Origin of the sequence: Brucella sp. JSBI001 (assembly GCF_026014005.1) — a bacterium.
GTDB classification, from domain to species: Bacteria; Pseudomonadota; Alphaproteobacteria; order Rhizobiales; family Rhizobiaceae; genus Brucella; species Brucella anthropi.
Genome location: NZ_CP110339.1, coordinates 3859999 through 3873157, shown reverse-complemented (window position 1 = coordinate 3873157; position 13159 = coordinate 3859999). Strand labels below are relative to the sequence as shown.

The following is a 13159-nucleotide window of genomic DNA, read 5'->3' as shown; positions in this document are numbered from 1 at the left end:
GATTGCCACGCATTTGGCCGAAGCGAGTTGGCGCCATGTTACGGATCGGCCCTCGGGATTCAACCCTGTCAGCGGAAAATGACGGATAAAATCAGTTGGATGACCGTTCCAGGTTGTCGAAAAGATGAGCACACTCTATTTGAGAGCGTGAAGCCTTTTCAGGTTTGGCTGCTTGCGAACGGGACTTGTGATGCATAGGTCCATGGGCGATGCAGAAGCGATGGAAAGCCCGGATTTTCGGGCAAAAGGAAGGATTTTTTACAGTGTGGAATGCAGTAAAGGGCGTTTTTTCCTTCCTGGGCCGTTTCATCGCCGCGCTTGCTCGCCTGATTGCCATTCCGCTCGGCGGTTTGTGGCGGCTTTTCCTGCGGCTCGGAATTTTGTGGAAAGTTGCGGTTGCGGTCGTCGTGATCGGTCTTGGCGGTCTTTACGTCTATTTCATCTGGCAGACTCAGGTATGGACGAATTTCGATCCCGACTATCCGGCCAAGTACAGCTATCAGGATGCGACCACGCCCGGCGAAGAGGTAAAGGCGCAGGGCGCACCGGCTGAAGCGCCGTCCACCGCAACACCCGTGGAACAGCCTGCTGCCACGCCTGAAACCAATCAGACTGGCGATGCCGCTCCCGCGAATCAGCCGGTTCAGGCGGCACAAATCCCGTCTTCGGCCCGCAAATGCTCACGCTCGGCGATAGCGGAAGTTGCCGCTGATCTCACCGATTTCAACGTGAACCAGAACGCGTGGATTTCATCCATGCTGCTCTACAAGCTCGGTCTTTTCGGTATGGACTGGGATCGCACCCCGTTCCTTGACAATAAGGCGTCGTTCCAGCGCGGCATCAATGCAGCGGTACGCCGTACCGCGATTGAGCTCGTCGACAATATCGGCCGTCTGCGCGGCACGTCGCAGATCGACGGCGATCTGCAAAAGGCGCGTGGCAATCTGCAATTTGCCGAAGATTCCTGGTATTTCGGCCTGAGCCCGTTCGGTCCGAAGACGCCGACGCCGAGCTATTACCGTTCGGCGATCAAGGATCTGCGCTCCTTCAACGGACGGCTTGAAAACTGTCAGGCTACCTTCGATGCCCGCGCCGACAATCTGATCCAGTTTGTCGACCGTATCGCAAGCGACCTCGGTTCGACTTCGGCCATCCTCAAGGACCGTGCCGAGAATTACCACGCCGGCTGGTTCGATACGCGTGCAGATGACCGTTTCTGGTTCGCCTATGGTCAGCTCTATGCCTATTACGGCCTGCTGCGTGCGGCGCATTCGGATTTCCGCGGCGTTCTAGCCGAGAAGCACCTCGACGGTGTGTGGGACGAGATGGAAAAGCAGATGCGTGCCGCGCTCGACATGCAGCCTTTCATCGTTTCCAACGGTAGCCCGGATGCATGGTTCACGCCGTCGCATCTGACCACGATGGGTTTCTACATTCTGCGTGTCCGTTCGAATCTGGTCGATGTGAAACAGGTTCTGGAGCGCTGACCGGCAATGGAACTGCCAGCTTCATTGCGACAGGCGGTGGATGCTGCGCTTGAGGGCGTGGCATTGGCCGATCTGAAGCGCGCATCTGAAATGCTTTCACGCCGTTACCGCGCCGAGACGCGGGACGGACGCATGCATATTTCCGATGATCTTGCCGCGAAGGCCTATCTGGCAGCACGTTTGCCTGCGACCTATGCGGCGGTTCGCGCCAGTATGGACAGTGCAGCAGAGGTTTGTCCCGATTTCGCGCCGCAATCCATGCTCGATGTGGGTGCAGGACCGGGAACCGCCCTTTGGGCGGCAAAGCAATGCTGGCCCATGCTTCATTCGGCAACGATGATCGAGGCAAGCCCTGCGATCAGAGCTGTGGGCAGCGATCTTTCGCAAAATTGCGGATTTTCCGACCTCGACTGGCGGGCAGGGGATGTGGTTCGGGAGAAACTTGATTTTCCGCAAGCCGATCTCGTGACCATTGCCTATGTGCTTGACGAGCTTGCTCCTGAAAAGCGGCAGGCACTGATTGAGCGCTTGTGGGCGTCGGCACGGCAAATGCTGGTGATCGTGGAACCCGGCACACCGGCAGGCTGGCAGCGCATTCTCGATGCACGCCGGGCGCTTATTGCGGAAGGCGCAAACATTGCAGCGCCTTGTCCGCACCAGCTCGATTGCCCGCTGGTCACCCCTGACTGGTGCCATTTTTCGCGCCGCGTTGCGCGCTCGCGTATTCATCGTCTGACCAAGGAAGCCGAAGTGCCGTGGGAGGATGAGAAGTTCATCTATCTTGCTGCGGTGCGCGAGACGGTCGATGAAGTGAAAGCGCGGGTTATCGCGCCGACACGGGTTGGCGGCGGCAAAGTTTCGGTTAAACTCTGCAAGGATGACGGCAGGGCGGAAGAACGCCTTCTGACCAAGCGCGACAGCGATCTGTTCCGTTGGGCACGTCGCGCCGACTGGGGCGACGCATTATTGAAAGATTGAGTCGGAACCGAAGCCCGGAACCAAAGCGATGAAGATCAGTCTGGTCCAGTTACGTTTGCTTGAAGCTGTCGCGGAAACCGGCAGTGTCGGTGCTGCTGCGCGGCGCTTGCGGCTCACGCAATCGGGAGCCAGTCAGGCGATTGCGACATTGGAAAAAATCCTCGGGGTCGATGTGCTGGCGCGAAAGCGCGATGGAGCCGCCCTGACGGCGTTCGGGCATTCGATCCTTGCCGATACCAAGGCCGCCCTCGCGGCAGTCGACCGGATAGAACTGCAGGCACGGTGCAGTGCTTCCAGCGCGCCCGAACGGCTGCGCGTCGCGGCAATTCCAAGTCAGCTTGAATATGTTCTGCCCGGTCTGCGAAAGACGTTTCAGCGGCTTTATCCCGGCATTGAATTCAGCGCTTTCGAGGGCGGGCACGACGATGTGAGTCTATGGGTGCGCGATGGTATTGCCGATCTCGGCATTACATCGCTGCCGACGCCCGAGCTTGAAGCACGGGAAGTTGGCCGTGAAGAACTTGTCGTGGTGGGACGGCGTGATGACCCCTTCATGCGCAACGACACAATCACTGCCGGGGACCTGCGGGATCGCCAGTTGATCGCCGCAGCAGGCTGCGAAATGATTATCGACAGGATCATTCATGGCGACGGCGAAATGCGCAGCGAGCAGGTGCGCACCCGCGACGTTGCCACGGTGCTGGAAATGGTGCGCCATGGCATCGGCACGACGCTTCTGTCAGAAATCAGTCTGCCGGGGGCCGATCTGCACGGATTGCGGGCGCGCCGCCTCAATCCGCCGACGTTTCGCACCGTCTATATTGTTTTTCGGGCCGACAGTCCGGTCCGGCATCTGGTCGAACGGTTCTGCGACGTGGCGCAGGACGCCAGAAGCAGAGCGGCATAAGAAACTCTAATATCTCATATCTCGCTTATCCGTGACGCTTGCGCATATCAGGGATGCAATAGTCTGCGCTCTTCCCTCATCCTGCAGCGAGTGACCATGACGGCAATTACCGAAACCACCCCGACAAGCTCGACTTCCGATACCATACGCGGTCTGGCCTGGGGGCTGTCCGGGGTTCTCGTGTGGTCCGGTTCGTTCGTCCTGACCCGTTTCGGGTTCAAGACCGCACTGACGCCTTTCGACATCATTGCGTTGCGTTTCGGCGTGGCGGGGCTGGTGCTGTTGCCGGTGGTTCTGATGAAAGGGTTCGGCTTTCGCAAGCTCGGTCCGCTCGGCTTTGTGCTTCTGGTTTCCGGAGCAGGTGTTCCCTATGCGCTGCTGACCACCTGTGGTCTGCAATATGCTCCGGCATCCCATGCAGCAGCGCTCATTCCGGGGCTGATGACAGCAATGGTTGCCGTTCTGGGTATGGCGCTTCTCAAGGAACGTCTTGCGCCGTCGCGCTGGTCCGGGGTCGTGCTGATCCTGATCGGCGCCATGCTGATCGCCGGTCTGTCGCAACTGGGCGGACCGGAAATGCTCGGGCACTTTTTCTTTCTCGTCGCGGCACTCGTGTGGGCGATTTATGTCATGGTGTTTCGCAGAAAGGGAATGGACGGGCTGCATGCGACCGCTATCGCGGCCGTCACCTCGGCAATTGTCTATCTGCCGATCTATATGCTCTTCCTGCCCAAGGGGCTTGGCGCGACATCCTGGGGTGATATTGCCCTGCAGGGTTTCTATCAGGGCGTACTTACTTCGGCCTTTGGCGTCTTTGCCTTCAACCGTGCCGTTGTGCTGCTGGGAACGGCGGCAGGGGCAGCGCTATCAGCACTGATCCCTGTCATCACTCTGGTTCTGGCGCTTGTTCTTCTGGGCGAGGTGCCCGGTTGGACCGACACGCTCGCCGCCTTCCTGATCAGTCTCGGCGTGCTGGCACTGAACAGGAAGGGCAGGAAGCGTATAGCATCATGAAGCCTGCAGGACTGGCCTTGCAGCAGGACGGTTGATGATGAACACCATGGCCGCAGCGGCAAAACACATGGCACCGGCGAGGATCAGGGCAGGGGTGTAGCTGTCATAGTCGGTGCGCACGAGCCCGGCGAAAGCGGCTGCGGCTGCGGCCCCGATCTGATGGCCGGTGAACACCCAGCCGAAAACCAGCCCGGCCTTTTCCGGGCCGAAGCGCTCGGCGGCGAGCTTGACGGTTGGCGGCACGGTCGCCACCCAGTCCAGCCCGTAAAAGACGGCGAACAATGCCAGTTCGTAGACGGTGAAGTCGGTGAAGGTCAGATAGATCAGCGAGAGACCGCGCAGCGCATAGAACCAGAACAGAAGCCAGCGATTGTCGAACCGGTCGGAAAGCCAGCCGGACATGATCGTGCCGATCAGGTCGAACGCGCCGATCACGGCAAGGATGCCAGCCGCACCGACCGGCGCAATTCCGAAATCACCGCAAAGCGTGATCCAGTGCGTCTGGATCAGGCCGTTCGTGGAAAAGCCGCAGACGAAGAAGGTCAGGAACAGGACCCAGAAAGTTGCCGTTGAAGACGCTTCGCGCAACGTGACGAGGGGTGAGGCCAGCATGGTGCCAAAGCTCATTCTGGGTCCGGGTGCCGGGAGCGGTGCCGTGCGACCGTAAGGCTTCAAGCCGATATCCGCCGGATGGTCACGCATCAAAGCGAGAACCAGTACAAGCGCGGCAACAAGGAAGCAAACGACGATGGTGAGCGACGTTCGCCAGCCGATGGTCTGGCTGACACTGGCAAGGATCGGCATGAAGACGAGCTGGCCGGTGGCATTACTGGCTGTCATCAGGCCGACGACCAGACCGCGCCGCTTTTCGAACCAGCGTGCTGCAACGGTTGCACCGAGCACGAGCGCCGTCATGCCGGTGCCAAGGCCGATCACCACGCCCCAGAGCGCAACCATCTGCCATTCCTCGGTCATGAAAATGGAACCGACAAGCCCCAGTGAAATCATGATGAGAGCGGCTGCAACCACGCGGCGCAGGCCGAACTGGTTCATGAAGGCTGCCGCAAACGGCCCCATCAGGCCGAAAAGAACGAGGCGAAGCGCCATTGCGAAGGAGATATTCGCATTCGTCCAGCCGAATTCACGCTGGAGCGGTTCGATCAGGATACCCGCAGACCCCATGGCAGCTGCTGTCGCCAGCATGGTCAGGAAGGTGATGGCGGCGACGACCCATCCGTAATGGATGTTCCTCTGGGCGAGAAAGCTGGCAAGGCGGGCAGAAATCATCTTTGGCGCTTTCGGGTTTAAGCTGGTTTCAAGCTGGCTTTTGGCCAGCCATACGTTTGATGGCGAAACCGTTCGCTCCATAACGGGCGCGTGGCTTCAGGTCATTGTTTTCAGTCAAGGGACAACCGGTCTCCGGTCAATCGAGGCTGCGTAACAGGCTTTCCAGCTGTTCCACGCCGTCCTCTCCCAGCTTGGCTTCGATTTCTTCCTGCGCCTGATCCCAGAGCGGACCGCCGCGTTCCACAAGATCGCGACCGTCTGCCGTCAGCGTCACGCTGGTCTCGCGATGGTCGTCGCTGGCCGCAGGCTCGATCAGCCCCATGCGCTGCAGAACCTTCGCATTGCGGCCCATGGTCGACCGATCCAGCTCGGACAGATGTGCAAGCTCGGTCAGCGAGATGGAACCCGCACGACGGATTTTTCGCAACGTACTGAACTGCGCGACATTGATGCCAAGCGGCGCCAGAGCGTTGTCATAGACGCTCGATGTCTTGCGGGCTGCCTGGCGCAGAAGGATACAAAAACACGGATGTGACATATTGCGGGTATATACCCGTAAATAAGCGATAGCAAGTTGGAAGTGAAAAGTAGGGAGTTCGTTGCTGCCATTCTGCTGACAGCAACGATGTCTTCAGGAAGGGCTTGTCGCCGGTTCAGACGGCGATATAGGCGGTTTCCTTCACTTCCTCCATCACGGCGTAAGTGTGCGATTCCCGCACGCCGGGCAGAGAAAGAAGCGCCTCCGAAAGGAAACGCCGATAGTGATCCATGTCGGATACACGGGCTTTGACGAGATAATCGAAGCCGCCCGCAACCATGTGGCATTCCAGAATGTCGGGATTGTTGCGGGTGAAGGTCGAGAAGGTTTCAAAGACTTCCGGCGTGGTGCGATCAAGCTTGATCTCGATAAAGACCAGCATGGCCCGGTCGAGCATCTTGGGTGAAAGCCGTGCCGAATAGCCGAGAATATACCCTTCGCGGGTCAGTCGTTTGACGCGTTCGGCAGTTGCCGTCTGCGAGAGATTTATGCGATCGGCCAGTTCGGTATTGGTCAGACGCCCGTTCTCCTGAAGGGCGCGCAAAATACTCCTGTCCATCGCATCGAGATTCTTCATCAGTTGTCCCCAATGGCCGCTTATGTGTGACGGCTCTGTTCTTGATTTTTGCATATGTGTTTGAGTTGCCACGGAAATCAATCCGAAATCGGTCCCCGACGCAAGATGAAACTTGTTGGGTGGTCCTACAAATTTTTGAACTACTCGGATGAATTCGGCTTAAACGTAAGCATATATGCAAATAACAATCACAGGTTGTAAATTATGCGCAACCTGTGATAAGGATAGTGCGCATACTGAAAGTTATATTGCACCTGTAAATTTTGGCATGGGGTAAGGGGGTGTTTGAAACTGGAGGAATCGTCCCATTCCTTCCGTTTCGTTTATCCCGGTTCTGAGGAAGTCCGGACAGCCCCAAACTGTCCGGATTTTCTTTTGCGAGACCTGTGGAACTCTGTCCCGAAGATGGCCTGCGTGGCACATTTGGGTGGCTGAATTTTCCGGTTGCAAGCGAACACATTGAACGCTAACAGTACGTCCATGAACATTTCGCGCAATATCGTCATCAACGGTTGGTGGTGGGCCCGCTAAAAGCGGCCACGCAGGCGTTTGTGCATTTGCGTTTAGAAAATAGGCCGCTGGGATTATCCGGGCGGCCTTTTTGTTTGGCTGTTTGAATAAGACTGGCGGGGAAACCGGGTTCTGGAAATATTCGGAAACAGTTGAGATTTGGGATAGCCGATCATGAATGCGAAGATTGCGGATAGCGAGATATTCCAGCACGAGACGGCAGGCGGCATCGTCGTCGAGCGCGTGCGTCACCTCACGGCCTATAAGGGCGCGATCGAGACCTATATCGATGCGCTGAACGAACGGCGTGGTGCGGTGTTTTCGTCGAACTACGAATATCCGGGCCGCTATACGCGATGGGACACAGCTATCGTCGATCCTCCGTTGGTCATCACCTCGCGCGCCCGCACCATGCGCATCGAAGCGCTGAATGCCCGCGGCGTCATTCTTCTGCGGCCTATCCTGGACACAGTGAAGGCGCTTGCCGAGGTGGCGGTCGACAAGGCCGAAGAAAACCGCATTGAGCTGACCATTGCCGAGCCGAGCGGAACCTTCACCGAGGAAGAGCGCTCGCGTATGCCTTCGGTCTTCACCGTTCTGCGCGCCATTGTCGGTCTGTTCTTCTCTGAGGAAGACGCCAATCTCGGCCTCTACGGTGCCTTCGGTTACGATCTGGCGTTCCAGTTCGATCCCGTTCAGTACAAGCTGAAGCGTCCCGACGATCAGCGCGATCTGGTGCTGTTCATTCCGGATGAAATCTTCGTGGCCGATCACTATGCGGCGCGTGCCTGGGTGGATCGTTATGAATTCGCCTGCGGTGGCTCATCCACGCATGGTCTCGCACGGGCAACGCCTGCACAGGCCTTCAAACCATCGGAAGCCAAACTTGCGCGCGGCGATCACAATCCGGGCGAATATGCGAAACTCGTAGAGCGCGCCAAGGAAAGCTTCAAGCGCGGCGACCTCTTTGAAGTGGTCCCGGGCCAGACCTTCTATGAGCGCTGCCATACCGCGCCATCGGAAATCTTCCGCCGGTTGAAGACGATTAATCCGTCGCCCTATTCGTTCTTCATCAATCTGGGTGACAACGAATATCTGGTCGGCGCATCGCCGGAAATGTTTGTGCGGGTCAACGGACGGCGTATCGAAACCTGCCCCATCTCCGGCACGATCAAGCGCGGCGAAGATGCGATTTCGGATTCGGAACAGATTCTGAAACTGCTGAATTCCAAGAAGGATGAATCCGAGCTGACGATGTGCTCGGACGTGGACCGCAACGACAAGAGCCGTGTCTGCGAGCCGGGTTCGGTGCGCGTCATCGGTCGTCGCCAGATCGAGATGTATTCGCGCCTGATCCATACGGTCGATCATATTGAAGGGCGGCTTCGCGACGGCATGGATGCTTTCGACGGGTTCCTCAGCCATGCATGGGCTGTGACCGTGACCGGCGCACCGAAGCTGTGGGCGATGCGTTTCCTCGAGGAAAACGAACGTAGCCCGCGCGCATGGTATGGCGGCGCCATCGGCATGATGCACTTCAATGGAGACATGAACACCGGCCTGACGCTGCGCACCATCCGCGTGAAGGATGGCGTGGCCGAAATTCGGGCTGGTGCAACGCTTCTGTTCGATTCCAATCCGGAAGAGGAAGAAGCCGAAACTGAATTGAAGGCATCGGCGATGATCTCGGCTGTGCGTGAAGCGCAGAAGAGCAATCAAATTGCCGAAGAACGCGTGGCGGCAAAGGTGGGTGAGGGGATATCGATCCTGCTTGTTGATCATGAAGATTCCTTCGTGCACACGCTCGCCAATTATTTCCGCCAGACCGGCGCTACGGTCTCGACGGTGCGTTCGCCTGTTGCCGAAGATGTGTTCGACAGGGTCAAGCCTGACCTCGTGGTTCTGTCACCCGGACCGGGCACGCCGCAGGATTTCGATTGTAAGGCGACCATCGACAAGGCGCGCAAGCGGGAACTGCCGATCTTCGGTGTCTGTCTTGGATTGCAGGCACTGGCAGAAGCCTATGGCGGTACGCTGCGCCAGTTGCGTATTCCGATGCACGGCAAGCCGTCGCGCATTCGCGTGTCGAAGCCGGAGCGGATATTCTCGGGCCTGCCAAAAGAAGTGACGGTCGGGCGCTATCATTCGATCTTCGCCGATCCGGAACGTCTGCCGGACGATTTCCTGGTCACAGCGGAAACGGAAGACGGTGTCATCATGGCTTTCGAGCACAAGAAGGAACCGGTTGCCGCCGTTCAGTTCCATCCGGAATCCATCATGACCCTTGGTCATAATGCCGGAATGCGCATGATCGAGAATGTGGTGACGCATCTGGCGGGCAAGAACAAGGCGCGCCGTACCAACTACTGATCGAACGCTTTTCGTTCCGATTTCGAGCCAGCCGCAGCCATCGCTGCGGTTGGCTTTTTTGTGCGCTTGCTATGCTTGCCCATTGCCTGCTTTGGCAACTCATTTGCAACTGTAATGCCTTGCATTTGCAGGAGAAAATTAAATGCCGTAACTGAAAAAACAGGGGTACGAAGTTTCGCTTTTCTGGGGTATAGAACGGCGGTGAATTGCTGCTGCATATGCCAGATGCGTTGTGGATGTGTCCCGCGCGCTGGAGCGTATCCCGAAAAGTGTGAAACGGTTTTCGGATCAGATGCGCGGTTCAAAACAAACACGTAGAGCGCCGATCTGATTCAATCAGATCGAATCGCGCTCTAGCAAATGAGTGAAGGGCTGTGCGTAGGCCCGTCTCGATTTCGGGACAAGATAACGATATTCAAAGGTTCATCATGGACGCGAGTGCAAAGGTTCGGCGGCTTGCCGCTTGGTCTATTCCCGTTGCTTTTGGTGTGATGGGTCTGAAATATCTGGCCTATGCATTGACCGGTTCCGTGGCCCTTTATTCGGACGCGCTGGAATCCATCGTCAATGTGATCGCGGCAATCGGCGCTTGGTGGGCCATTCGCGTCAGCTATCTGCCCGCCGATGACAATCATCCCTTCGGTCATCACAAGGCCGAGTATATTTCGGCTGTCGTGGAAGGCGTTCTGATTACGGTCGCCGCACTTTTGATCTTCCGCGAAGCCTGGTTTGCGCTTCAATCACCGCGAACGCTCGATGAACCCTGGCTTGGCCTTGGCATCAACACGGTAGCCGCAGTCATAAACGGCTTGTGGGCATCATTGTTGATTCGCACTGGTCGCAAGTTCCGCTCACCTGCGCTGGAAGCCGACGGCAAGCACATCATGACCGATGTGTTCACCTCCGTGGGCGTTCTGGTCGGTCTTGTCGGTGCGGTCGTGACCGGTTGGGCCATACTCGACCCGCTGCTTGCTATTCTGGTGGCAATCAACATTCTCTGGCAGGGCTGGCATGTCATCAATTCCTCGGTGCAGGGATTGATGGATATCGGCGTCGAGCCGACCGAGGAAATGCGCATTCGCGATGTGATTTCGGCCAATGCGGGCGGCGCTATCGAAGTTCATGACCTGAAGACCCGTATCGCTGGCCGTGTAACCTTCATCGAGTTTCATCTGGTCGTTGCGGCGGAAATGAGCGTCGGCGATGCCCATGTGATTTGCGACCGTATCGAAGATGCCCTGAAGAAGCAGATCGACAGCGCGCGCGTGGTGATCCACGTCGAGCCGGAGGATGAGGCAAAGCTGCCGCCGGGAACCAGCGCGGTGCCCTTCGCCTGAATGAAATACTGTCTTGCACAGTACAAATCGCGCGTGTAAAAGCTTTTCCATGACGATCAGAAACGCAACATCCTTGGAACATTCCGCAGCCGCCTTCGGCGCGCGCGTTGATGTTTGCGTTCTAAACTCGCTTCTTACCCTCGGCCTTAGCGGCGATCGCCGGGCTCGCTGAAAGGAGCGTCCGGCGGTCGATCTCCGGTCGCAGGCCTGTGCTCCTTTCCAGAAAACCCTTATAATCGATCAGTAGTATCCGCGCTTGACGGGCTTGAATGCCGTCGAAAGCCGGGAGGAAACGAAAATGAATCAGTCCGTCGCCACGCCGCAATCGAAATCCATTTCCGAGCGCAAAGGCATGCCTACTGCAGGCAGCAAATATTCGCCTTTCCCGGTTCCGCAGCTCGATGACCGCACCTGGCCGTCCAAGCGTATCGAAAAGGCACCGATCTGGTGTTCGGTCGATCTGCGTGATGGCAATCAGGCCTTGATCGACCCCATGGGCCATGACCGCAAGGAGCGCATGTTCCGCCTGCTGGTCGATATGGGTTTCCCGGAAATCGAAATCGGTTTTCCGTCCGCTTCGCAGACGGATTTCGATTTCTGCCGCTGGGCCATCGAACAGGGCAATGTTCCCGACGAAGTGGATTTGCAGGTTCTGGTCCAGTGCCGCCCAGAACTGATCACGCGCACTTTCGAAGCGCTTGAAGGCGCCAAGTCGCCGATCATCCATTTCTACAATTCCACCAGTGAATTGCAGCGCCGCGTGGTCTTCGCCAAGGATGTTGGCGGTATCAAGCAGATCGCGACCGACGCTGCAAAGATGATCATGGATATGGCTGCGAAAGCGGGGGGCGGTTATCGCTTCCAGTATTCGCCCGAAAGCTTTACCGGCACTGAGCTGGATGTGGCGCTGGAAATCTGCAATGCGGTCATCGAGATCGTGAAGCCGACCGCAGACAACAAGCTGATCGTCAACCTGCCTTCGACCGTCGAGATGAACACGCCGAACATCTATGCCGACCAGATCGAATGGATGTGCCGCAACCTCGACAATCGTGAGAACCTGATTGTCTCGCTGCACCCGCATAATGACCGTGGCACGGGCATTGCTGCAACCGAACTGGGCTTGATGGCTGGTGCCGACCGCGTTGAAGGCACGTTGTTCGGCAATGGCGAACGCACCGGCAATGTCGATGTGGTGACGCTGGCGCTCAACATGTATACGCAGGGTGTGAACCCTGAGCTGGACTGCACCGACATCAACCGGATGAAGGAAGTCTATGAATATTCGAACCAGTTGAAGATTGCCGAGCGTCATCCTTATGTCGGCGAGCTGGTCTATACGGCTTTCTCCGGCTCGCATCAGGATGCGATCAACAAGGGCATGAAGCGCGCCGTTCGGCCAATTCGCCGATCTGGGAAGTGCCCTATCTGCCGATCGACCCGCAGGATGTGGGCCGTTCCTATGAAGCGATCATTCGCATCAATTCGCAGTCGGGCAAGGGCGGTATCGCCTATATCCTGCAGGCGGATTATGGCTTGAACCTGCCGCGCAACCTGCAGGTCGAGTTCCGCGAGATCATCCAGAACATTACCGATGAAGAAGGCAAGGAACTGCCGTCGAAGCGCATTCACGAGGCGTTCCAGCAGCTCTATGTGACGCAGCCCAATGCCCGCATCAAGTTCGTCGATCATCACACCATGCCCGATCCGGAACAGAAGGGCCGTCGTATCCTGACCGCCGAAATCACCGATAACGGCGTGACCAAGAATATCGAGGGCAAGGGAACGGGACCGATTGACGGCTTTGTCGACGCGCTGTCGAAATATCTCGGCGTGAAGATGTCGGTCGTTGACTATTCCGAACATTCGCTACAGCAGGGTTCGGATGCTGCGGCCATCTCCTATGTCGAAATGGCTCATCCGGGCGGCAAGCTGTTCGGCGCCGGTATCAACGACAATATCGTCAGCGCGTCGCTGGAAGCTATTGTCTCAGCTGTCAACCGGGTGATTGGTAAGTAGTTTCAATAGCATAACGCTAGTGAAAGGCGGCACATCGTGCCGCCTTTTTCCTATCTTGTGGTAATTATCAATTGTTGAGGCGGTTCACGAAAATAGCCTCCAATTATTAGCCTTTTGAAATGTGATAACGTTTCA

General features: G+C 57.3%; 10 protein-coding genes and 1 pseudogene. 7 read left to right on the top strand and 4 right to left on the bottom strand.

The window, feature by feature from the left end; genetic code table 11:
- The first annotated feature begins 209 nt into the window (after positions 1 to 209).
- The 4 genes from LJ361_RS18370 (at position 210) to LJ361_RS18355 (ending at position 4386) form a co-directional block, all read left to right on the top strand.
- Positions 210 to 1487, top strand: coding sequence for a DUF2333 family protein (locus LJ361_RS18370; protein WP_010659574.1), 1278 nt, complete (start codon positions 210 to 212; stop codon positions 1485 to 1487).
- Between the two features lie 6 nt (positions 1488 to 1493).
- Complete coding sequence (locus tag LJ361_RS18365) at positions 1494 to 2465, top strand: small ribosomal subunit Rsm22 family protein (RefSeq protein ID WP_264812079.1); 972 nt, start codon at positions 1494 to 1496, stop codon at positions 2463 to 2465.
- A 28-nt stretch (positions 2466 to 2493) separates the two neighbouring features.
- Positions 2494 to 3372, top strand: coding sequence for a LysR family transcriptional regulator (locus tag LJ361_RS18360; protein WP_010659576.1), 879 nt, complete (start codon positions 2494 to 2496; stop codon positions 3370 to 3372).
- Positions 3373 to 3468: 96 nt separating this feature from the next.
- The gene (locus LJ361_RS18355) at positions 3469 to 4386 is read left to right on the top strand and encodes a DMT family transporter (protein ID WP_029929178.1); all 918 of its coding nucleotides are present in this window, start codon (positions 3469 to 3471) and stop codon (positions 4384 to 4386) included.
- Here LJ361_RS18355 and LJ361_RS18350 read toward each other — a convergent pair.
- The 3 genes from LJ361_RS18350 to LJ361_RS18340 all read right to left on the bottom strand — a co-directional run bounded on the left by LJ361_RS18350 (position 4381) and on the right by LJ361_RS18340 (position 6788).
- Entirely contained in the window at positions 4381 to 5673 is a 1293-nt protein-coding gene (locus LJ361_RS18350) for an MFS transporter (RefSeq protein WP_010659578.1), read from the bottom strand. The genes LJ361_RS18355 and LJ361_RS18350 overlap by 6 nt on opposite strands.
- 136 nt (positions 5674 to 5809) lie before the next feature.
- Positions 5810 to 6211, bottom strand: coding sequence for a MarR family winged helix-turn-helix transcriptional regulator (locus LJ361_RS18345; protein ID WP_010659579.1), 402 nt, complete (start codon positions 6209 to 6211; stop codon positions 5810 to 5812).
- Positions 6212 to 6326: 115 nt separating this feature from the next.
- Positions 6327 to 6788, bottom strand: coding sequence for an Lrp/AsnC ligand binding domain-containing protein (locus tag LJ361_RS18340; protein ID WP_006472719.1), 462 nt, complete (start codon positions 6786 to 6788; stop codon positions 6327 to 6329).
- Positions 6789 to 7472: 684 nt separating this feature from the next.
- Between LJ361_RS18340 and LJ361_RS18335 the strand changes: the two genes are divergently transcribed.
- Positions 7473 to 9668, top strand: a complete 2196-nt coding sequence (locus LJ361_RS18335; protein WP_264812078.1) for an anthranilate synthase component I — start codon at positions 7473 to 7475, stop codon at positions 9666 to 9668.
- Here LJ361_RS18335 and LJ361_RS18330 read toward each other — a convergent pair.
- Positions 9662 to 9982 (bottom strand): hypothetical protein, encoded by a 321-nt coding sequence (locus tag LJ361_RS18330; protein WP_125300050.1) that lies wholly within the window; start codon positions 9980 to 9982, stop codon positions 9662 to 9664. The two genes, LJ361_RS18335 and LJ361_RS18330, sit on opposite strands and share 7 nt — an antisense overlap.
- A gap of 114 nt (positions 9983 to 10096) precedes the next feature.
- Between LJ361_RS18330 and LJ361_RS18325 the strand changes: the two genes are divergently transcribed.
- Positions 10097 to 11005, top strand: coding sequence for a cation diffusion facilitator family transporter (locus LJ361_RS18325; RefSeq protein ID WP_010659582.1), 909 nt, complete (start codon positions 10097 to 10099; stop codon positions 11003 to 11005).
- A 298-nt stretch (positions 11006 to 11303) separates the two neighbouring features.
- Positions 11304 to 13024, top strand: a pseudogene (gene leuA / locus LJ361_RS18320) (2-isopropylmalate synthase).
- Positions 13025 to 13159 lie beyond the last annotated feature (135 nt).